Origin of the sequence: Hafnia sp., assembly GCF_036648275.1 — a bacterium.
Lineage (GTDB): Bacteria > Pseudomonadota > Gammaproteobacteria > Enterobacterales > Enterobacteriaceae > Hafnia > Hafnia alvei.
In genome coordinates this window covers 174,641-196,988 of record NZ_JAVXIQ010000005.1, presented here as the reverse complement: position 1 = coordinate 196,988, position 22,348 = coordinate 174,641, and the positions used below count along the sequence as shown (strand labels likewise).

Annotated in this window: 15 protein-coding genes; 5 read left to right on the top strand and 10 right to left on the bottom strand. The window is 49.2% G+C overall.

The window, feature by feature from the left end:
• Positions 1-101 precede the first annotated feature (101 nt).
• From ycaO to RSC70_RS07215, 5 genes are all read left to right on the top strand, one after another.
• Positions 102-1,862: a 30S ribosomal protein S12 methylthiotransferase accessory factor YcaO gene (gene ycaO / locus RSC70_RS07235; protein WP_332542110.1), complete on the top strand. Its 1,761-nt coding sequence runs from the start codon at positions 102-104 to the stop codon at positions 1,860-1,862.
• A gap of 518 nt (positions 1,863-2,380) precedes the next feature.
• Complete coding sequence (focA, locus tag RSC70_RS07230) at positions 2,381-3,238, top strand: formate transporter FocA (RefSeq protein WP_025800961.1); 858 nt, start codon at positions 2,381-2,383, stop codon at positions 3,236-3,238.
• A gap of 61 nt (positions 3,239-3,299) precedes the next feature.
• Entirely contained in the window at positions 3,300-5,582 is a 2,283-nt protein-coding gene (pflB, locus tag RSC70_RS07225; RefSeq protein ID WP_332542109.1) for a formate C-acetyltransferase, read from the top strand.
• A 298-nt stretch (positions 5,583-5,880) separates the two neighbouring features.
• Positions 5,881-6,621: a pyruvate formate lyase 1-activating protein gene (gene pflA / locus RSC70_RS07220; protein ID WP_025800959.1), complete on the top strand. Its 741-nt coding sequence runs from the start codon at positions 5,881-5,883 to the stop codon at positions 6,619-6,621.
• 552 nt (positions 6,622-7,173) lie between these two features.
• Entirely contained in the window at positions 7,174-7,629 is a 456-nt protein-coding gene (locus RSC70_RS07215) for a PTS sugar transporter subunit IIA (protein ID WP_025800958.1), read from the top strand.
• A 75-nt stretch (positions 7,630-7,704) separates the two neighbouring features.
• Here RSC70_RS07215 and RSC70_RS07210 read toward each other — a convergent pair whose 3' ends face one another.
• The 10 genes from RSC70_RS07210 to RSC70_RS07165 form a co-directional block, all read right to left on the bottom strand.
• The gene (locus tag RSC70_RS07210; RefSeq protein WP_040045898.1) at positions 7,705-8,844 is read right to left on the bottom strand and encodes an MFS transporter; all 1,140 of its coding nucleotides are present in this window, start codon (positions 8,842-8,844) and stop codon (positions 7,705-7,707) included.
• A 116-nt stretch (positions 8,845-8,960) separates the two neighbouring features.
• A complete protein-coding gene (locus RSC70_RS07205; protein ID WP_282806749.1) occupies positions 8,961-9,548 on the bottom strand; it encodes a 4Fe-4S dicluster domain-containing protein in 588 nt (195 codons plus the stop codon).
• A complete protein-coding gene (gene dmsD, locus RSC70_RS07200) occupies positions 9,548-10,162 on the bottom strand; it encodes a Tat proofreading chaperone DmsD (protein ID WP_130997779.1) in 615 nt (204 codons plus the stop codon). The genes RSC70_RS07205 and dmsD overlap by 1 nt, the downstream gene beginning before the upstream one ends.
• 137 nt (positions 10,163-10,299) lie before the next feature.
• Positions 10,300-11,160: a dimethyl sulfoxide reductase anchor subunit family protein gene (locus RSC70_RS07195; RefSeq protein ID WP_063587453.1), complete on the bottom strand. Its 861-nt coding sequence runs from the start codon at positions 11,158-11,160 to the stop codon at positions 10,300-10,302.
• A 1-nt stretch (position 11,161) separates the two neighbouring features.
• On the bottom strand, positions 11,162-11,782 hold the full coding sequence (locus tag RSC70_RS07190; protein WP_025800953.1) for a DMSO/selenate family reductase complex B subunit: 621 nt from the start codon (positions 11,780-11,782) through the stop codon (positions 11,162-11,164).
• Positions 11,783-11,792: 10 nt separating this feature from the next.
• Entirely contained in the window at positions 11,793-14,237 is a 2,445-nt protein-coding gene (gene dmsA / locus RSC70_RS07185; RefSeq protein ID WP_332542108.1) for a dimethylsulfoxide reductase subunit A, read from the bottom strand.
• Positions 14,238-14,720: 483 nt separating this feature from the next.
• Positions 14,721-16,013: a serine--tRNA ligase gene (gene serS / locus RSC70_RS07180; protein ID WP_025800951.1), complete on the bottom strand. Its 1,293-nt coding sequence runs from the start codon at positions 16,011-16,013 to the stop codon at positions 14,721-14,723.
• A 108-nt stretch (positions 16,014-16,121) separates the two neighbouring features.
• On the bottom strand, positions 16,122-17,465 hold the full coding sequence (locus tag RSC70_RS07175) for a replication-associated recombination protein A (protein ID WP_040045894.1): 1,344 nt from the start codon (positions 17,463-17,465) through the stop codon (positions 16,122-16,124).
• Positions 17,466-17,491: 26 nt separating this feature from the next.
• Positions 17,492-18,103: an outer membrane lipoprotein chaperone LolA gene (gene lolA / locus RSC70_RS07170; RefSeq protein WP_040045893.1), complete on the bottom strand. Its 612-nt coding sequence runs from the start codon at positions 18,101-18,103 to the stop codon at positions 17,492-17,494.
• Between the two features lie 289 nt (positions 18,104-18,392).
• Complete coding sequence (locus RSC70_RS07165; protein WP_332542107.1) at positions 18,393-22,190, bottom strand: DNA translocase FtsK 4TM domain-containing protein; 3,798 nt, start codon at positions 22,188-22,190, stop codon at positions 18,393-18,395.
• Positions 22,191-22,348 lie beyond the last annotated feature (158 nt).

Genomic DNA, 22,348 nt, shown 5'->3' with positions numbered 1-22,348 from the left:
TCCATAAAAAAAATGTGACATTCCCTATGGATATGGAATTCATGGAGGAATAGGCTAAAAAAACGTATCATGCCGTTTTTTGCAGCTAACAAGTGACTCAAATGACGCAGACCTATATTCCCGGCAAAGATGCCGCGCTGGAAGATTCTATTGCACGCTTCCAACAGCAATTGACCGATCTTGGGTTCAATATTGAAGAAGCCTCTTGGCTAAACCCTGTTCCGCATGTTTGGTCTGTACACATCCGCGACCGTGATTGCCCGCTTTGTTTTACCAACGGCAAAGGCGCTAGCAAAAAAGCCGCGCTGGCATCGGCGTTAGGTGAATATTTTGAGCGCTTGTCGACCAACTATTTCTTTGCTGATTTCTACCTTGGCCGTGAAATTGCGCAAGGGGACTTCGTTCACTATCCAAATGAGAAGTGGTTCCCTGTTCCTGCCGACGACAGCCTGCCAGAAGGCATCTTAGATGAGCGTTTGCATGCGTTTTACAACCCAGAAGGTGATGTAGGCGCGCAGGATCTTATCGATCTGCAATCCGGTAACGTCGATCGCGGTATCTGCGCGCTGCCGTTTACCCGCCAGTCCGATCAGCAAACTGTTTATATCCCAATGAACATCATTGGCAACTTATACGTTTCAAACGGCATGTCTGCGGGCAACACGCGCAACGAAGCGCGCGTACAAGGCCTGTCTGAAGTTTTCGAGCGTTACGTAAAAAACCGTATCATCGCAGAATCTATCAGCCTGCCAGAAATTCCTGCCGACGTGTTAAACCGCTATCCTGAAGTGGTTGAAGCTATTGCAAAATTAGAGCAGGAAGGCTTCCCTATTCTGTCCTACGATGCTTCGCTCGGTGGTCAGTATCCAGTTATCTGCGTTGTACTGTTCAACCCAGCCAACGGCACCTGTTTTGCCTCGTTCGGTGCCCATCCTGACTTTGGCGTAGCCTTAGAGCGTACGGTGACTGAACTGCTGCAAGGCCGCAGCCTGAAAGATCTCGATGTCTTTACCGCGCCAACCTTTGATGACGAAGAAGTCGGCGAGCATGCCAACCTTGAAACTCACTTCATCGATTCAAGCGGTCTGATTTCTTGGGATATGTTTAAGCAAGACGCCGATTATGCCTTTGCCGATTGGTCGTTCAAAGGTACCACCGAGGAAGAGTTCAGCACTTTGATGGGTATCTTCGAACAAGAAGATAAAGAAGTTTACATCGCAGATTATGAACATCTTGATGTCTATGCCTGCCGCATCATCGTTCCGGGCATGTCCGATATCTATCCTGCCGAAGATTTGCTGTTAGCCAATAACAGCATGGGCGCGCACTTACGCACTCAGTTGCTTCAGTTACCGGCTTCCAATCTGACCAAAGAAGAGTATTTACAGATCATCGAACAACTCGATGACGAAGGCCTCGACGATTTCATCCGTGTCCGTGAACTGCTTGGTATCGCAACCGGCAAAGACAACGGCTGGTATACCCTGCGTGTGGGTGAATTAAAGGCGATGTTGGCATTAGCGGGCGGTGATTTGGAGCAAGCGCTGACATGGACCGAATGGACTCAGGACTTCAATGCCTCAGTATTCAGCCCTGAACGCGCCAATTTCTATCGTTGCCTGCAAACCTTGCTGTTGTTAAGCATGGAAGAAGAGCGCGATCCTGCGCAGTACTATCAGGCATTCAGCCGCATGTATGGCGCAGAAACGCTCGAAGCCGCTTCGGCGATTATCGCCGGAGAAGAACGTTTCTATGGACTTCCTGCGATTGACGACGACTTGAAAGCCCTCCCTGCGCATCAAGCGCTGCTGCAGGCGTATCAAAAACTTCAGGCAGCAAAACGCCGTTATTGGTCTAAATAATAGGCTTGTTGAGCTAAGCGAACGTCTGCACGCGTACACCGGTGCAGACGTTTTCGATCAATAAACGCGCGAATCTGGTAAATCCCTCTTCTAAACGCATTTATCATCACAGTAAAAATGGCACAACGACTATGATAGTTGTATGCCCTTATGCAGTAAGTTTGGAAGGCGGGCTTTTCTACTATATGTATGAATATCTACAACCGTCATTCATATGTAATTTAATTGTTGTATATAAGTAGTCTTATTGCTGGCATTGAAAAATAATATCTTCAATTTGATCGAATTCTTAAGTTATTTATTTACCTTTTACACTATCTGTTAGCGTGCTCATTCAACTTAGCGTGTAAAATTTAAAAAATATTTTTCCTTTTGAATTCAACGAGTTTATTATTTAACTTACTGTTTTTAGGGGTATTTTGGGTAGGCTAGTTCTGCGCATCATGATCCAGATCAATTTTTGCCGTATACTGCTTTGTTAGTATCTCCACGCTGATTAATATTAAGAGAGAGTTAGTGTGAAAGCTGACAACCCCTTTGATCTACTACTACCAGCAGCAATGGCCAAAGTGGCCGAAGATGCTGGCGTTTATAAAGCCACTAAGCACCCGCTGAAGACTTTTTATTTAGCGATCACGGCTGGTGTCTTCATTTCTATTGCTTTCGTTTTCTACATTACCGCGACAACCGGCACTGCTGGTGTACCTTTTGGCTTTGCCAAGCTGGTTGGTGGTATCTGTTTCTCTCTTGGCCTGATGCTTGTTGTGGTTTGCGGGGCTGACCTGTTTACTTCAACCGTATTAATTGTCGTTGCCAAGGCCAGTGGGCGTATTACCTGGAGACAGTTAGGGCTCAACTGGTTAAATGTTTATGTTGGCAACCTGATTGGTGCACTTTTCTTTGTGGCACTGATGTGGTTTGCCGGCGAACACATGACAGCGAATGGCGCATGGGGTCTCAATGTGCTGCAAACAGCCGATCACAAATTGCATCATACGTTTGTTGAAGCCGTTTGCCTGGGGATCTTGGCCAACTTGATGGTTTGTCTCGCAGTTTGGATGAGCTATTCCGGCCGTAGCCTGATGGACAAAATGTTTGCAATGGTTTTACCGGTGGCCATGTTTGTGGCGAGCGGTTTTGAACATAGCATTGCAAATATGTTCATGATCCCATTAGGGATTGTGATTAAGAATTTCGCAGCGCCGGAGTTTTGGCAAGCCATTGGTGCTGCACCAGAACAGTTCTCAAACTTGACCGTTAGTCACTTCATTACCGATAACCTGATCCCTGTCACGATTGGGAACATCATCGGCGGTGGCTTACTGGTTGGTCTGACATACTGGGTTATTTATCTGCGCGGTGGCGATAAGCACTAATTACGTGCTTTACCACAGCGCCGGGTTTACAAAGAAATCCACACTAGAAGGTAGGTGTTAAATGTCCGAGCTTAATGAAAAACAAGCAGCCGCATGGGAAGGTTTTACTAAAGGCGACTGGCAGAATGAAGTCAACGTTCGTGATTTCATCCAGAAAAACTACACCCCGTATGAAGGTGACGAATCCTTCCTGGCTGGCGCTACTCAAGCGACGACCAACCTGTGGGATAAAGTCATGGACGGTATCAAAATTGAAAACCGTACCCATGCGCCGGTTGATTTCGATACCAACGTAGCTGCAACCATCACCTCTCATGATGCTGGCTACATCAGCAAAGACCTGGAACAAATCGTTGGTCTGCAAACTGATGCGCCTCTGAAACGTGCTCTGATTCCGTTCGGCGGCATCAAGATGGTTGAAGGTTCATGTAAAGTTTACGGTCGTGAACTTGATCCAATGATCAAGAAAATCTTCACCGAATACCGTAAAACTCACAACCAGGGCGTGTTTGACGTTTACACCAAAGACATCCTGAACTGCCGTAAATCTGGTGTTCTGACTGGTCTGCCAGATGCGTATGGCCGTGGCCGTATCATCGGTGACTACCGTCGCGTTGCGCTGTACGGTATCGACTACCTGATGAAAGACAAGTACGCTCAGTTCGTCTCTCTGCAGTCCGATCTGGAAAATGGCGTAAACCTGGAAGCGACTATCCGTCTGCGTGAAGAAATTGCTGAACAGCACCGCGCACTGGGTCAGATCAAAGAAATGGCTGCTAAATATGGTTGCGATATCTCTGGTCCGGCTACCAACGCTCAGGAAGCTATCCAGTGGACTTACTTCGGCTACCTGGCCGCGGTTAAATCTCAGAACGGTGCAGCAATGTCCTTCGGTCGCGTATCCACCTTCCTGGATGCCTACATCGAACGTGATATCAAAGCAGGCAAAATCACCGAACAAGACGCTCAGGAAATGATTGACCACCTGGTCATGAAACTGCGTATGGTTCGTTTCCTGCGTACACCTGAATATGATGAACTGTTCTCCGGTGACCCGATTTGGGCAACTGAATCTATCGGTGGTATGGGCGTTGACGGCCGTACTCTGGTTACCAAAAACAGCTTCCGCTTCCTGAACACCCTGTACACTATGGGTCCTTCTCCGGAGCCGAACATCACCGTTCTGTGGTCTGAAAAACTGCCTCTGAACTTCAAGAAATTCGCCGCTAAAGTGTCCATCGACACCTCTTCTCTGCAGTATGAGAACGATGACCTGATGCGTCCGGACTTCAACAACGACGATTACGCTATCGCTTGCTGCGTAAGCCCGATGGTTGTTGGTAAACAAATGCAGTTCTTCGGTGCGCGTGCAAACCTGGCGAAAACCATGCTGTACGCAATCAACGGCGGCGTTGATGAAAAACTGAAAATGCAGGTTGGCCCGAAAGAAGCTCCAATGATGGATACCGTACTGGACTATGACAAAGTCATGGAACGTATGGACCACTTCATGGACTGGTTGGCTAAACAGTATGTCACCGCGCTGAACATCATCCATTACATGCATGACAAGTACAGCTACGAAGCTGCTCTGATGGCTCTGCATGACCGTGACGTATATCGTACTATGGCATGTGGTATCGCAGGTCTGTCTGTTGCTGCTGACTCCCTGTCTGCAATCAAATATGCAAAAGTAACCACTATTCGTGACGAAGATGGCTTGGCTGTCGACTTCGACGTTGAAGGTGAATACCCGCAGTTTGGTAACAACGACCCACGCGTCGATGACATCGCTTGTGATCTGGTAGAACGTTTCATGAAGAAAATTCAGAAACTGACTACTTACCGCAACGCGGTTCCTACTCAGTCTGTTCTGACCATCACCTCTAACGTGGTTTATGGTAAGAAAACAGGTAACACCCCAGATGGTCGTCGCGCTGGCGCTCCATTCGGTCCAGGTGCTAACCCAATGCACGGCCGTGACCAGAAAGGTGCTGTAGCCTCTCTGACCTCCGTTGCTAAACTGCCGTTTGCTTACGCTAAAGATGGTATTTCTTATACCTTCTCTATCGTTCCTAACGCTCTGGGTAAAGACGACGAAGTTCGTAAAGCTAACTTGGCTGGTCTGATGGATGGTTACTTCCACCACGAAGCTAGCATCGAAGGTGGTCAACACCTGAACGTTAACGTTATGAACCGCGAAATGCTGTTAGACGCGATGGAAAACCCTGAGAAATATCCTCAGCTGACCATCCGTGTATCTGGCTACGCTGTACGCTTCAACTCTTTGACCAAAGAACAGCAGCAGGACGTAATTACTCGTACTTTCACTCAGTCCATGTAATTACCTGCCAGCTTAAAATGGCATAAAATAAAGGCTCCACTTAGGTGGGGCCTTTTTATTAAGTGTGAGATAATGACTGGGTCGTTTCGGTGAGCGAACAGCTCTACGAAAATAATTCAGTGATAAAACGACACCCTTTAACTGTTTTGCCGGGTTGCTATAGCGCCCCCTATACTCAAAACATACATGCCGATGGACATCAGGCAAAACAGTTATCAGCAAGGTATTGATGCCCGCTGTCTATATCATTGCCTTTTTAGACTGCTATTGATCAGTCAATTTTGGAGAAAACCCCGCAATGTCACTTAAAGGTCGCATCCACTCTTTCGAATCCTGCGGTACCGTAGACGGCCCAGGTATCCGCTTTATTACCTTCTTCCAAGGCTGCCTCATGCGCTGCCTGTATTGCCATAACCGGGATACTTGGGATACGCACGGCGGTACTGAGATTACCGTTGAAGATTTGATGAAAGACGTCGTGACCTATCGTCACTTCATGAATGCTTCAGGCGGCGGCGTAACCGCATCCGGCGGTGAAGCTGTCCTTCAGGCTGAGTTTGTTCGTGACTGGTTCCGTGCGTGCAAAGAAGAAGGCATTCATACCTGTTTAGACACCAACGGGTTTGTACGTCGCTATGACCCAGTAATTGACGAACTGCTCGACGTTACCGATCTCGTCATGCTGGATCTCAAACAGATGAACGATGATATTCACCAGAATCTGGTGGGTGTTTCAAATCATCGTACGCTGGAATTTGCCCGCTATTTGGCAAAGCGTAACCAGAAAACCTGGATCCGTTATGTCGTTGTCCCTGGTTGGTCAGATGATGATGCTTCTGCCCACCTGCTAGGCGACTTCACGAAAGACATGAAAAATGTCGAGAAGATTGAGCTGTTGCCTTATCACGAATTAGGCAAGCATAAATGGGAAGCCATGGGTGAGGAATACAAATTAGGTGGCGTTAAACCACCGACTCACGAAACCATGGAACGCGTAAAAAATATTCTCGAAAGTTATGGGCATAAAGTCATGTATTAATGATTTATGTCTTTTGGGCTGGTAAAAATACCAGCCCAATTAATTATTCCGCCCGTGATAATTTCTTTTGGTTCCCTGCTGCAATACTCCTTACCGCCCTTCATATTGATATTTATTATTATTTGAAACATTCCTGACTGAATACAAACACAAAGAAATAGGCATAAATCGCCTCAGTAGTCATTTTTTATGAATATTTAACATTCAGAGTTTTATACTACTCCACAAGTACCCAGCTAAATTATTTTCCTAAAATTCCTAACAGAATTTAAGTAATGTGATGAGATGGGGTGGATTATTAGACTTTCTTCTAAGCAGTGACTTCCCTGATTTGCCCCGATACACTGCCCATACACCCGCAAACGATAGGTGTTAAATGATAGGCTTTTAATTTCAGTCTATTGCGGAGTTGTGAATACTTTTTTTCATACTGACTTGTGCCTGCACATTGCTGCAAACACCAGAGGTGGATGAATCAAATAAACACTATGGATAGCCTTTATTTAATTTTTCAGGCGCCCCATTTACAGGTGCAATGTTACCGGAGGTTTTATGTCAATTGATGCAATTCTCGACCAACGCTGGCAGTACTGCCACCAGCCACTGAGCTGGCGCCACGCGATCCATTTAGCCTGCCAACCGCTAATTAGCGAAAGCAAGGTGAATGCAAGCTACCCGCTGCATATCATCGATGCGCTTAAACAGGATAAACAGGATTTCGTGGTTAGCGAAGGTGTATTACTGGTGTTTGCCCAACCTGAAAACGGGGTAATCAGTAAACGTGGAGAAGCATCAGTGCTGAAGTGCGATAAACCGGTTGTGCTGCAAAATGGCAGCGAAGTTAGCCTGATTATCGTGCTCTCTGCGGGAACGCAAACCGAGATGAACACTCTGCATCAGCAGATTGAAGGCTGGTTAGAGATGAATAACTGCCGTGAGCATCTAATGCAAGCAACCAGCCAGAATATGCTGGGCTCTCGCATCCAAGCTGGAAGCCGCATGCACTAATTGCAGGCTTACAATACAGATACAAAAAACGCCCACTCGGGCGTTTTTTTATGGCTTTTTATGACGACTCAAAAATCATGCAGCAGGCAATGCATGATGATGATCGGTCTTCTTCATCAGCATCAGCAGATACACCAGCGCAATTCCCGCAATCATCACAAACAGCACATTATCAGAGTATTGCTGCATCAAAGCGGCAACCGTCGCCGGGCCGGCAAGGCTCCCGATGGTATAGCTCATCAGTAATGCCTGATTCATCGCGACTAATTCATGTGCTGCTGCTGTTTCGCATGCCCACGACATAGCCACTGGATACAACGTGAAACCCGCACATCCCAGCGTGAATAAGGCCGGCACAATACCGTAGTTGCCCAGCATCGCTATACTGCCGATAATGACCAAACTCACCTGCACACGCAGCACCGCCAAACGCCCAAAGCGGTCGGCTAAGCGTCCAACCGGCCACTGCCCCATGATGCCAGCGCTGACCAACAATGCCATCCAAAGTCCGACATTCGCATCGCTCATGCCTTTATGGGCCAGATACAAAGGTAGTAGGCCATATAAAGACCCAAGCACCGCACCAGATATAATACAGCCATGGATACCTAAGCGCGCGCTACGACGACGCAACATCGCCCACATCGGTACTGAGGTATGCGCTTCTGGCCGCGTAAAGCGAGCAAACAGCAGCGGCAGCATAGCTAATACCATCAGCGACGTTGCCCATGGCAACACCTGCAATACGGCGGTCGGCACAACGCCCAGCATCAGTTGTCCCAGCACGGTTCCCAAATAATAAACCGTCATATAAGCAGCCAGCAGCTGGCTACGATTCGCGTTCGTTCCACTACGCAGTAATGCGCTTTCAACAATCACCCACACCATGGCACAGCCAACGCCCGCGAAGAAACGCAGGGCCAACCAGCTCCAGATATCGGTTGAAAAGCTCAGTGCAGCGGTCGAAATCGCAAAAATGGCACAAGCATAATGATAGCTTCGGTTAAATCCTGAATGCATGATTACTGAACCAGCAACCAGCGTCCCCACCAGATTCCCCATAAAATACGAGGAACTCACCAAACCGACTTGCCAAGTCGGTAGCTGCTCATGGCTCAGCCACAATGGAACTAAAGTATTTAAAACCGCCATAGCAACGGTCAGCAGCAGGAGCCCGCAGAGCAATAAAAGCACTGGGCGAGAATATGAAAACATGTGAATTTAAAACCGAACCGCATTGAGAAGTGGCGGCATCATGCCACTGGTGAATTAAAAGTCAATCGCCCATAGATTAGATATAGCACGATTTGTTAATACGTAGGGGGATAAACTTATTTTTCTGACAAACTGGCTAATTTTGGACTTCCTGCCACCAGCAAAATATGCCCATGATAACAGGCCGTTTTACACTGCCCACATCCGTCACAGCGGGCTTCTGTAAAGCTTGGCTGATCGTATTCATCAAACTGAATCGCCTGTGAAGGACACGCACGAACACATAAACGACAATCGTCATTTCCCCGCCCAATGCAACCTTTGCCGACAGCTGGCCTTAATGCCGTATCCGAAGGAATTAACGAAGACAGCGCCCCCGTTTTGCATGCCGCAGTACAGTAGTTGCACTTAGCCGTATCGCAAGATGAAAAATCAATCTGTACCGTCGCCGCACCCTCTTTAATTTCAATTAAACCGTAGGGACATGCACCCACGCAGTCCCCACATGCTGTACATAATGCCAGAAAAAGACTTTCCGCTACCGCCTGCGGCGGCCGGCCCACGGCTCGTTGCACCGTTTCTTGTGCCACCTGTAACTGAGCCTGCTTACCTGCCCCTAGCAAACCACGGAAAAGTCCGCGTCGGCTAACGGTACGATGAGACATCCAAGCGCGGTAGTAGTCTTGATCCTTTTGCTCACTCATTAGCGATAAAGCTCACACGCAACAGGCATAATCGCTAACTGTTGCTGCCAACTAGATAGCGTTAACATCGCAAGCTCTGCTAGCCCCTGATAAAACGGGTGTTGAGCATCCTGTATCATGAGCGCCAAATAGCGTGAGCTCCATGGCAAAAGGTGAACAGACAAAAACTCGCCAAGCACCTGAGGCTGTGTCTCAGCAAGCCATGCGGCCATCATCAGCATCAAACCAAACTGATCTTCCGGCTCTTTTTGCCCACTTTGCCCTTCAATATGATGCTGACGCATCCACTGACGCAGCGCCAGCGTTGAATCACCAAAGAGAACGCTCTCTTTGTCCAGATACACCGAGCCCCAAGGGGGAGCAGGTAGCGCATGTGGCCCGATAAACAAACGCTGGTACGCATCTTCCAGAGATTCATTCGTAGCAGCCGCCAACTGAGTCATACACTGCGCTAACTGCGGTTCCGAACCATACGGCCATTCACTGCACCATTCAGATGAAGTGAAGATTTCCACCAGCGGCGTACAAGCTTCACTTTCTGGGGAATAATAAAAAAGGGCGCCTAATGAGCGGGCCGAAATGGCAATATCTTGAAGCTGTTGTGGTTGTAGCATGAGAATACCAAATCAATTTTGTCGCGATGCAAATAGCAGTGCTAATAACAACACTAATAACAATGCTAATAACATAGCAGATGTGAACTGACAGATAGTGGGGCTCGATTCTGAGCCCCACTCAGCGATAACCGCACTTATCCTGCGATTGCCATGCCTACTGTCATATGTAAACCATAGAACATACCGCGGCCAATCAGCTCACCGGCGACAACCAGTAAGAAACCAATCACCAGCCATGCAACGGATGGCGCTCTGCCTTTGATCATTGGACAAATCCAGCAACCCAATCCAAGCACCAGCAGCGCCAAACGCCATGCTAGCAACGCACCAAACGATGGAATAAGCGCAGAAGCCTGTTGGACTGAGCTATGAATTTCAGCCAAACCGAAGCCCTGCATCGCTACAGAGGCAACGCTGATAAGCACCGCCAATACGCTAACAACGGGCAAAATACGCATTGCACAGCCGCACACACCGGCAGCTCTCAGCAGCAAGAAGCCCAGCAATGGCCCGCCGATAAACACCGTCAGTACGAAGCCCAGCGTGGTGTAGCCGTTATGCCACGTAGGTACGGTATCAATCTGGTACACACGGCACATGGCGTAAACAAAGAACAGGCCTAACACCATGGTCACAGCAAGCCAAAGCTTACCCAGCGCAGCAGGCATTTTGTTTAATACCGCCAAAAGCCAGTAGATACCGCCAACGGCAAAGAACACCGAACCGCTAGCAATTTCGTTACTCAGAGCGGATTCGCCGATGCGGTTAAGCGAATTAAACGCCCTCATTGGCGAGCCCAAATGCATCACCGAGGCGATAAACGCTATCCCCATCAGCACCCAGAGAAAAAACATACTCAGATGAACGCGTCGTGTGCGATCGTTATCCAAACGCCCAGATATTAATGCCAGCGCCAGTACGATGAAACCACCGACAACACACTGCCCTAAGACCGTAAAAATCATTAACGGCCATTCATGCCATCCCATACCCATCTCAGACCTCCTTCGGATTTGCCAGATAACCGGTGGTATCTCCGACCGGGCGGCTGTTGGCGTTAGGTTTTAATACGATATTCGGCTTCGTAAAGTGCGCAGCAGGAAGCGGCGCAATTTCAGCTAAATCACCGTATTTAGCACGCAGTTCCTCGATAGGTGCTAAATCCAATGCACGCAGCGGGCAAGACTCAACGCAGATCGGTTTTTTACCTGCTTCGACTCGTTCATAGCAGCCATCACACTTGGTCATATGCCCTTTCTCCTCATTGTATTGAGGAGCGCCATACGGACAGGCCATGTGGCAATAGCGACAACCGATGCACACTTCTTCGTTGACGACGACAAAGCCATCTTTCTCGCGCTTGTGCATCGCACCGCTTGGACACACTTTGGTACAAGCCGGATCGCTACAGTGGTTACACGAAATCGACAGGTAATAAGCAAACACGTTTTGGTGGTAAACACCGTTGTCCTCTTGCCAATCACCCCCTGCATATTCATAAATGCGGCGGAAACTCACATCAGGCGTCAAATTTTTAAAATCTTTGCAGGCCAGCTCGCAGGTTTTGCAGCCGGTGCAACGACTAGAGTCGATATAAAAGCCGTATTGCGTTGTCATCAGCTACTCCTTATGCCTTGGTGACTTGAACAAGATTCGAATGCGACGGATTCCCTTTCGCCAACGGCGATGGGCGCTGAGTGGTCAGCACGTTAATTGAGCCTGCATGATCGACACGGTTTGCATCAGGGCTATACCATGCCCCTTCACCCAGTGCGACAACGCCCGGCATCATGCGAGGTGTCACCTTAGCGTTAATACGAACTTCGCCGCGATCGTTGAAAATACGCACGATATCGCCGTTGGTGATGCCGCGTTTTTTCGCATCCATTGGGTTAATCCACATTTCTTGGCGACACGCAGCCTTCAACAGATCAACGTTGCCATAGGTAGAATGCGCACGTGCTTTGTAGTGGAACCCCGTTAACTGCAGAGGGAATTTCTCAACTAGCGGATCTTCATAGCTTTCAAAACCAGCGCTGTAGATTGGCAGAGGATCGATAACATCATCCTTGGCTAATTCCCATGTCGCAGCCTTTTCAGCCAATTGCGCAGAGTAAATCTCGATTTTGCCTGATGGTGTGGTTAACGGATTAGCAGCCGGATCTTCACGGAACGCTTTGTAGGCCACATGGTGCCCTTCAGGATCGCGCTGCTTATAGATCCCCTGCTGACGGAACTCTTCAAACGACGGCAGACCTGGCATGGCTTGCTGAGACTGTTTGTACAGATGACGCAGCCACTCTTCCTGATTGCGTCCTTCGGTGAACTGCGCCTCCACGCCCATGCGTTTCGCCAATTCACTGGTCATCTCGTAAATATTTTTGCATTCAAAACGAGGCTTAATCACCTGATCGGCAAAAATGACGTATGACATGTTGCCCGCAGACGCATCCAAACAGAAGTCCATCTGCTCTGATGCCGTGCAGTCTGGCAGTAAAATATCGGCATACTTCGCCGATGCGGTCATGTGGTTATCGATCACCACAATCATTTCACACTGCTTATCGTCTTGCAGAATTTCATGCGTACGGTTGATTTCAGAGTGCTGGTTAACCAAGCAGTTACCTGCGTAGTTCCAGATCATTTTAATCGGCACATCCAGCTTATCTTTACCGCGCACGCCATCGCGTGTCGCCGTCATCTCAGGGCCGCGCACGATGGCATCGGTCCATAAGAACATCGAAATACTCGTCTGAACTGGGTTTTCAAGCGTTGGCATACGCACGAAATCAAGATCGTAAGAGCCTTCGCGCGCGCCGCTATTTCCGCCGTTGATTCCGACGTTACCCGTTAGGATTGCCAACATAGAAATAGCGCGTGAGGCTAATTCACCGTTTGAGTGGCGCTGTGGCCCCCAGCCTTGTGAAATATACGCAGGTTTTGCTGCACCGATTTCACGGCCGAGCTTAATAATTTTATCGGCTGGAATGCCGGTGATCTTTGAAGCCCATTCAGGCGTTTTAGCAATGCCATCGGCACCTTCGCCTAGGATGTAGGCTTTATAGTGACCGTTCGCTGGCGCACCGGCAGGCATGGTTTTTTCATCATAGCCGACGCAATATTTATCGAGGAATGGCTGATCAACTAAATCTTCGTTGATCATCACATAGGCTAGCGCCGAGGCCAACGCCGCATCGGTGCCGGGACGAATAGGAACCCACTCATCTTCACGACCAGCGCCCGTATCGTTATAGCGCGGATCGATGATGATCATACGCGCATCAGATTTCTGGCGAGCCTGTTCCAGATAGTAAGTCACCCCGCCGCCGCTCATTCGCGTTTCGCCAGGATTATTACCAAACAGCACGACCAGCTTGCTGTTTTCAATATCCGACGGGCTGTTACCATCTGCCCAACCACCGTAGGTGTAATTTAACCCTTCGGCTATTTGCGCCGTGCTGTAGTCGCCATAATGATTCAGGTAGCCACCGCAGCAGTTCATCAGACGCGCTATCAACGTTGAGCCTGGTGGCCATGAGCGAGTCATGGTGCCGCCCAGCGTCCCTGTGCCGTAGTTGAGGTAGATGGCTTCATTGCCATAATCTTTGATGATGTGCTGCATACTTGCCGCAATGGTATCGAAGGCTTCTTCCCAGCTAATACGCTTGAACTTACCTTCACCACGTGCACCAACACGCTTCATCGGATATTTCAGGCGGTCGGCGTTATAAACACGACGACGCATTGATCGCCCACGCAGGCAGGCACGTACCTGATGCAGACCTTCGTAGTTATCATCACCGGTATTGTCGGTTTCAACATACTTAATTTCGCCATCCACAACGTGCATGCGTAATGGGCAACGGCTGCCGCAGTTTACGGTGCATGCGCTCCAGATAACTTTTTCATTGGTGTTAGCAGATGCTGTGTTTGATTGGGCTACTGCCTTGCGGGCAAATGGCAAAGATAATCCACCGCTTGCCGCAACTAAACCGCCAATGGCACTGGATTTTACCAGTTTGCGGCGGCTTACCTGCGCAGACAATAAGCCTGTCTCTTTCGTATTTTTCATACAATACCCACTCAGTTTGCTTTCAAAATCAAAAATGTGACCGTAAAAGGCGCTAACAAAAGTCAGCGTTTTTTTAGTCAGCAAAAAAGAAAGTGGCCTATTACGTAATTGATCATCCTGCGTGTGCTCAAAACACTAAGGAAAATAGTCAACTCGCAATTAATTAGAATGAAATGATATGGAATGGAAGGTCATTAAATATCAGCGTCCACTTTCTCAAATGGATAATACTTCTTTGGGAGTAATCCATATTGTTTGATGTCAATAAAGGCACGCGCAAGCAGGCCGCTAGCGGTTTATGTGATGGAATTAGCAACTTATCAAAATCAAAAACTTACGATTGAGAATAGCTATCAGTCAACTTAAATGCTTTTAAACTGAATTAATACAGCCGCAACAATATTAAAAATAGGATCTGAATTTATATTTGAGTTTATAAACGAAAAAAGCGCCCGTAGGCGCTTTTATTAAACATATTAGGAATTAACCAATATATTCTAAACCATTCATATACGGACGCAGAACTTCTGGTACCTGAATTCGGCCATCAGCTTGCTGATAGTTTTCTAATACGGCAACCAGAGTACGACCCACAGCTAAACCAGAACCGTTCAGTGTATGCACCAAACGCGGTTTTTTGTCGGTCTTGTTACGGCAGCGAGCCTGCATACGACGAGCTTGGAAGTCCCACATGTTTGAACATGAAGAGATTTCGCGGTAAGTGTTCTGCGCAGGAACCCAAACTTCCAAATCATAGGTTTTGCTTGAGCCAAAGCCCATATCACCGGTGCACAGCAGCACTTTACGGTATGGCAGATTCAGTAGCTGCAACACTTTCTCGGCGTGACCAGTCAGTTCTTCCAGAGCATCCATTGAATCCTCTGGGCGAACGATCTGAACCAACTCAACTTTATCAAACTGGTGCATACGGATCAGACCGCGTGTATCACGACCATAAGAGCCCGCTTCGGAGCGGAAACACGGCGTATGTGCGGTCATTTTCAACGGCAGAGATTCTTCTTCCAGAATTTCGCCACGCACCAAGTTGGTAACTGGGACTTCTGCCGTTGGGATCAGCGCATAGCTGCTGGAATCCGCTTCTTCTTCCAGTGGACGCGTGTGGAACAGATCGCCACCGAATTTAGGTAACTGACCTGTACCGTACAGCGTGTCATGGTTAACCAAATAAGGAACATAGGTCTCAAGGTAGCCATGCTGTTCAGTATGTAAATCAAGCATGAACTGCGCCAATGCACGGTGCATACGCGCCATTTGGCCTTTCATCACGACGAAACGCGCACCGGTCAATTTAACTGCGGCAGCAAAATCCAGCCCGCCAGTCATTTCGCCCAGAGTCACGTGATCGCGAACTTCGAAATCATACGTACGAGGCTCGCCCCAGCGGCTAACTTCCAGATTGTCGTTTTCGTCTCTACCGACCGGCACAGAATCATCTGGCATGTTAGGAATGGACAACGCCAAATCGCGGATGTCATTTAGCAACTGATCCAGCTCTGACTTGGCCGCATCCAGCTTTTCGCCCAATTCGTTGACTTCAAGACGCAGTGGCTCAATATCTTCCCCACGCGCTTTAGCCGCACCGATGGATTTGGATCGCGAGTTACGCTCTGCTTGCAGGCTTTCAGTTTCAACTTGCAGCACTTTGCGGCGTTCTTCCTGCTGACGCAAAGTGTCAACATCCAGTTTAAAGCCTCGACGAGCCAGCTTTTCGGCGACTGCGTCTAGCTCATTACGCAGTAGATTGGGATCTAGCATGCTAATCCTGTGATTATATTGAGGGAGTTTTAATGAGCAATACATTGAGCACAAGGCGCTCAATGTAAAGCGTATTTTATCAGGGATAACCTTACCGCAATGGGAATATTAGCGGTAGCGTTTTGTCGGGCTATTTTGATCCTGCTCAGCCAACCATGCCAGTTTTTCACCAATTTTGCCCTCTAAACCACGCTTAGTGGGCACATAATATCGGGTTTGTGACATTTCAGGCGGGAAGTACACTTCACCCGCAGCGTAGGCATTAGTTTCATCATGCGCATAACGATACTCTGCCCCCAACCCCATTTCCTTCATGAGTTTGGTTGGCGCATTGCGCAGATGGTCAGGAACATCATAGTCAGGGCGCTCTTTGGCATCACGCACCGCGGCTTTAAACGCGGTATAGACGGCGTTACTTTTCGGCGCACAGGCCAAGTAAACAATGGCTTGTGCAATCGCACGCTCGCCTTCTGCAGGTCCTACACGGGTAAAACAATCCCATGCGGAAATTGCAACCTGCATGCCGCGCGGATCGGCGTTACCCACATCCTCGGAGGCAATCGCCAGCAAACGTCGGGCAACGTAAAGCGGATCGCCACCGGCGGTGATAATACGCGCATACCAGTACAGCGCGGCATCCGGAGAAGAACCGCGCACTGATTTATGCAACGCTGAAATCAGGTCGTAAAAACGATCGCCTTTATTATCAAAGCGCGCACTGCGCTCGCCGGACACTTCCTTCAGCAGACTTGCGGTTAAAACACGATGACCGCTGGCGTCTACTTCCGCCATATCGGCCATCATTTCTAACGTATTCAGCGCACGGCGGGCATCGCCCCCCACCAGCTCAGCGATCATATCGCGCGTGTCATCAGGCAAAACAATATTTTGCCCACCGTATCCGCGATCTTTATCGGCCATCGCCTGATTAAGCACTTCAACGATATCTTCGCTGGTTAACGCCTTAAGTAGGTAAACTCTGGCACGTGAAAGCAACGCAGAATTAAGCTCAAACGAAGGGTTTTCCGTGGTAGCACCAATGAACGTGATGGTGCCGTCTTCAATATGCGGAAGGAAAGCATCTTGCTGACTTTTGTTAAAACGATGGACTTCATCAACGAACAGGATGGTTCGACGACCCGCATCACGATTATTACGCGCTCGTTCAATCGCTTCGCGAATCTCTTTGATCCCAGAAGTCACCGCCGAAATGCGCTCCACGTCGGCATTACCGTAGCGACCAATCAATTCAGCCAGCGTGGTCTTCCCTGTCCCTGGCGGTCCCCACAAAATCATTGAATGCAGATGTCCGGCTTCAATTGCACGCGGCAGAGGCTTGCCCTCAGCCAGCAAATGACGCTGTCCGATATACTGCTTCAATGTTTCTGGCCGCATACGCGCGGCCAGTGGTTGAAATTCATTCTGCGAGAAGTCGAGGGACAGATTACTCACTGGCTTTTCCCATTCATCTATTTTGGCTATTGGCGTTGATCGTCCACCGTCACGCCCTTAGGCGGTGTGAACTGGAATTTGCTGGCATCAACCACGCCGCTTTGCTGGCTTTTCAGCTTATAAGCACTGCTTTGTCCGTCTTGTTCAACGGCGGTAAAGCTATTGATGGTGCCCGCTGGCGATACGCTGATGGTAAATTTCTTCAGATTGTTTTTCTGGCTTTTCGGTGTCAGATCAAACGTATCACCGGTTTGTTTCACATTATACTGGTTCCACTCTTTTGCATCGTTACGCGTAATCAGCATAAATGGCGTATTGCTGGTGGCGCTGTCTAGCCAAGTCGCGGTTACCTGCTCAACGAACGGGTTATAGAACCACAGCGTTTTACCATCGGAAACTAAAACGCTCTCATCGGGTGAGGTCATATGCCAGTTGAACAGGTTAGGACGTTTTACCCAAAGCTCACCTTCGCCCTGCTGTACAGCAGCGCCGTCGGCCGTTGTTACGGTTTGAGTAAAGCTTGAATGGAAACTGTTGACCTTATTCAGGCGACTCTGCAAATCGCTGCTTGGCGTCGCCAGCGCGGCGGTCGATGCAAAACCAGTCATTAAACAGCACGCTAATAACAGCTTTTTCATTATTTTCTACACCTTTTGTCGGTCATGGTTAGCTGCAAAAACAGATAACCTCGGCTGATTTTTATCATCTGGTCAACGGCACGCTAGCCGTTACACCACGCTTTATATTGAACAATATAATACGCTAACTTTAGCCAATAGACATGGAGTTATCATCGGTAACATTCTGAATGACCGTGATTTACACATCTTTTCGCTGACAGACATTCGTCTATTTTTGCATCTCATCGATAAATAAAACGGGCGGTGAAATCACCGCCCGCAAACATGACATCATGCAATGACGAAATTACATATCATGCGATGGCGGCGCTAGTACCTCGCGGTTACCATTATTACCCGGTGAGCTCACGATCCCCTGAGCTTCCATCTGCTCAACGATACGCGCAGCGCGGTTGTAACCGATACGGAACTGACGTTGAACGCCTGAAATTGACGCTCGACGCTTATCCACCACGAAAGCAACGGCTTGGTCAAATAGCGGATCAAGTTCTTCGTCGCTATCTAACCCAAATCCACCTTCGCCCTCTTCAGAAGAACTCAGGATGCTATCGATAAACTGTGGACGTCCACGCGCTTTCCAATCCTGAACCACCGCATGCACTTCCTCATCGCGAACGAATGCGCCATGCACACGAACCGGCATTGACGAGTTAGGCGGCATATACAGCATATCACCCATCCCCAGCAACGATTCCGCACCGCCTTGGTCAAGGATAGTACGGGAGTCGATTTTGCTCGAAACGGTAAACGCGATACGCGTTGGAATGTTCGCCTTAATCAAGCCAGTGATAACGTCAACCGATGGACGCTGAGTCGCCAGTACCAAATGGATACCCGCCGCACGCGCTTTTTGAGCTAAGCGTGCAATCAACTCTTCCACTTTTTTACCGACGGCCATCATCAGATCGGCAAACTCATCGACTAACACCACGATGTAAGGCAGTTTTTCCAATACCGGTGGTGTCATATCCATGCTGTCACCCGGTTTCCAGAACGGGTCTGGAATTGGACGCCCCATGGCAATCGCCTGTTCAACGCGCTCGTTGTAGCCTGCAAGGTTACGCACGCCTAATGCCGACATCAGCTTATAGCGACGTTCCATCTCACCCACACACCAACGTAGCGCATTGGCTGCGTCTTTCATGTCGGTGACCACTTCGGTCAGCAGATGTGGAATGCCTTCGTAAACCGAAAGCTCCAGCATTTTAGGGTCAATCATGATGAAGCGAACTTCATCCGGCGTCGCCTTATACAGCATGCTGAGGATCATGGCGTTTACGCCAACTGATTTACCGGAGCCGGTGGTACCAGCCACCAACAGGTGAGGCATTTTTGCTAGATCGGCAATCACCGGCTGACCGGCAATATCTTTACCCAGCACGATGGTCAGTGGAGATGGACTTTCACGGAACTTGGTGCAGTCCAAAACCTCTCGTAGATAAACCGTTTGGCGATGCTTGTTTGGCAACTCCAATCCAACATAAGGCTTACCCGGAATAACTTCCACCACGCGCACGGCAACCGCAGACAGTGAACGCGCCAAGTCACGCGACAGGTTAGAAATTCGCGCCGCTTTAACGCCTGGCGCTAAATCTAACTCAAAACGGGTGATCACTGGGCCCGGCGAGATCCCAACCACTTCGGCTTTAACTCGATAATCCGCCAAACGTGACTCGACTAAATTCCCCACCTGTTCTAGCGCAAACATGTCCACAGGTTCGGAGTTTGAAGGAGGTTCAGTCAACAGATCCAACGTTGGCAACGGCGTAGTTGGTTTTTCCAGCGGCTGCTCATGACCACGCATCAAGAATGGGTGAATTAAACCATCCATAGCGGGATGCTGGCCAGCTGGCTGTTGAGCTATAGGCTGCTGCACTGCCGCAGTTTGAGCTGCATACTGTGGCGCGACAGGTTGCTGCACGCTCGGCGCTGGCTGGCTATTATGCTGACTATTATTATGCTGACCATATTGAGGCTGAGGTGCTTGCGGCGCAGCTGGCTGCTGTTGCACAGGTGCAAAGCGAGGATCTTGCTGACGCGGAGCATACTGCACTGGCTGTTCTGGCTGTTCTGGCTCATCGTAGCGACCAAACGGAACATCGTACGCATCATCTTCACGCGCAGCGCTCTCTTCCTGCTCAGGCGTAATAGTAAATAACGGCTCAGAAGGGCCATCATCCACTAAGTCTGAAACCGGGGTAAAGCTGAAAGCATTAGGGTTAGAAGCCGCTGCTTCGCTCAACGCCTTCGCCGGAGAGAAGTCCATCAGGTCATTGCGCGAGGCGGTCACGCCGCTTAATGCTGATGCATGGTCATCTGCGACAGGCTGTGACTGATAACGTTGCTGTTGCTGAACAGAAAACTCGCTCTGCAACCGTGCCATTTCAGCGGCCTGTTCATCTTCTGCCTGATGCGCATACTGTTGCTCACCGTAGCGCTGCTGCTGTCGTTCAGCAAAGGCCTGACGTAGGGCAAGGCTTTCCTCATCCATCGGCTGAGTAATGCTTTGCTCCGGCTCTGGAGATGGAGATGCTTCCATTTGCTGGCGTAGAGCTTCGGCTTCTTTCTTCGCCTGCTCTTCAGCCATTCGCTGTGAAGGAAGTTTAATGCCCAAGGAAGCTAACTCACGCCGCGTTGGGATACGCACAGGATTCGGACGCGGCAATTCAGGTCCAACACCCTGTTTCACCTGCAAGCTGCTGTCTTCGGTTGCGCTAAACGCAGGCATAAACATCGAGCCCGCGGCAGCAGCCGTTGATACGGTTGCAGGAACAACATCGTTACGCGAGGCCGCGCCAAACGGAACCGTATCCGACGATAGGCCAGGATTAATATATGGCGTCGCAGGCGACTCATCACGATCAAAATGCGAGGCGGAGAAATTCATCCCCGATGAAGATGTCCCTGTTTGTGATGCAGGAGTTTCAGGCTCAAAACTACCAATACGTGGACCGTCATCATCCCAAGCAGAACGCGTTGGGCGCGATGAGTGATTAGCCACGTTAGACGGTCTATCTTCGGGCACTTCAAAGGAGTAAAGCGGAGGCATGCTCGGCTTAACTTCTGCTACAGGCTCTGGTTCTGAAGCACTGAAAGTCATCGGCTGAGTTGCAGCAGAAGCCACCGGCTGAGCGGCGGCAACCGCAGCCCCAACGGCAGAAACAGCGGCAGTTGGCGCCATCGTCGGTGTAACCGCTGGCTGAGCTATATCATTTAGCGAGCTTTCAGCTTCGTGCAGCGGACGGAGTTTACCCAACAAAGGATCGTCGTCTTCTGCATCGACATCAGCAACAGGCACTTCAACAGGCTGTTTTACTGGTTTAGCCAAGAGAATATCGTCATCGTCCTCAACGGCGGAGGTATTAAGCAACACATCATCTGCGCCCTCACCTTCTGAACGTTCACGCTCGGCAGTGGCCACTTCTCGGCTATCGTCTTCATAGTCGTAGTCATCATCTCGATCGCGGCGAGAACGATTACTCATAAACGTCATGCCACCGAGAAGAACACCACCGATTTTTTCAGCAATCGTCAGCCAAGACCAGCCGGTAAACAGCGTCAGACCCACCGCCCAAACGCCCAGCAGAAGCAGTGTTCCGCCCACGCTACCCAGCAAAGGAATAACACCATTCGCGAGAAGGCTACCAATCACGCCGCCTGAGGCGAAATAGTAAAGGTCGTCGACGTTCAGCGACGCTAAGCCACACGATGCCAGCACCAATGCCAACATACCGATAAGCTTGAGCGAAATAGAGAAATAATCGACATAGCCACTATCGTCGCGTTTGCGATACGCAAACCAGCACAGAACGATAATGACGGGAGGAATGGCGTAACCCATCACTCCGAAAACAAAGAATAAAGTATCAGCCAGCCATGCTCCTGCGCCGCCGCCGATATTATTGATAGGCTCGTGCCATGCCGTTTGTGACCAACTCGGATCCGAGGGGTCAAAACTCAGCAACGAAACCATAAGATAAATAGAAAACAACGCTACTACGATGAGTAACGCCTCGTATAACCGACGTCCACTGCTCATTCGTTTGAGAGTAACGTCCTTCTCTTCTGTGTATTCCTGGCTCAAGAAAGGCTCTCCAGGTTCCTGTTTTTCACCATAGCACTATTATTGCCTATTGCCGCTTTAGAACAACGCATTGCCACGTAATATTATATTTCAGTAGAACTCATACCAATAACAACGCCGAGAGAGTCTACCCTCGGCGTTGAAACTGTATAGATACA

What these genes read in the sequence shown, in the direction of transcription:
- serS (WP_025800951.1), bottom strand. Translation starts at nt 16,013, where the DNA reads ATGCTAGATCCCAATCTACTGCGTAATGAGCTAGACGCAGTCGCCGAA.
- pflB (WP_332542109.1), top strand. Translation starts at nt 3,300, where the DNA reads ATGTCCGAGCTTAATGAAAAACAAGCAGCCGCATGGGAAGGTTTTACT.
- RSC70_RS07210 (WP_040045898.1), bottom strand. Translation starts at nt 8,844, where the DNA reads ATGTTTTCATATTCTCGCCCAGTGCTTTTATTGCTCTGCGGGCTCCTG.
- dmsA (WP_332542108.1), bottom strand. Translation starts at nt 14,237, where the DNA reads ATGAAAAATACGAAAGAGACAGGCTTATTGTCTGCGCAGGTAAGCCGC.
- lolA (WP_040045893.1), bottom strand. Translation starts at nt 18,103, where the DNA reads ATGAAAAAGCTGTTATTAGCGTGCTGTTTAATGACTGGTTTTGCATCG.
- RSC70_RS07215 (WP_025800958.1), top strand. Translation starts at nt 7,174, where the DNA reads ATGTCAATTGATGCAATTCTCGACCAACGCTGGCAGTACTGCCACCAG.
- RSC70_RS07190 (WP_025800953.1), bottom strand. Translation starts at nt 11,782, where the DNA reads ATGACAACGCAATACGGCTTTTATATCGACTCTAGTCGTTGCACCGGC.
- dmsD (WP_130997779.1), bottom strand. Translation starts at nt 10,162, where the DNA reads ATGCTACAACCACAACAGCTTCAAGATATTGCCATTTCGGCCCGCTCA.
- ycaO (WP_332542110.1), top strand. Translation starts at nt 102, where the DNA reads ATGACGCAGACCTATATTCCCGGCAAAGATGCCGCGCTGGAAGATTCT.
- RSC70_RS07205 (WP_282806749.1), bottom strand. Translation starts at nt 9,548, where the DNA reads ATGAGTGAGCAAAAGGATCAAGACTACTACCGCGCTTGGATGTCTCAT.
- RSC70_RS07195 (WP_063587453.1), bottom strand. Translation starts at nt 11,160, where the DNA reads ATGGGTATGGGATGGCATGAATGGCCGTTAATGATTTTTACGGTCTTA.
- pflA (WP_025800959.1), top strand. Translation starts at nt 5,881, where the DNA reads ATGTCACTTAAAGGTCGCATCCACTCTTTCGAATCCTGCGGTACCGTA.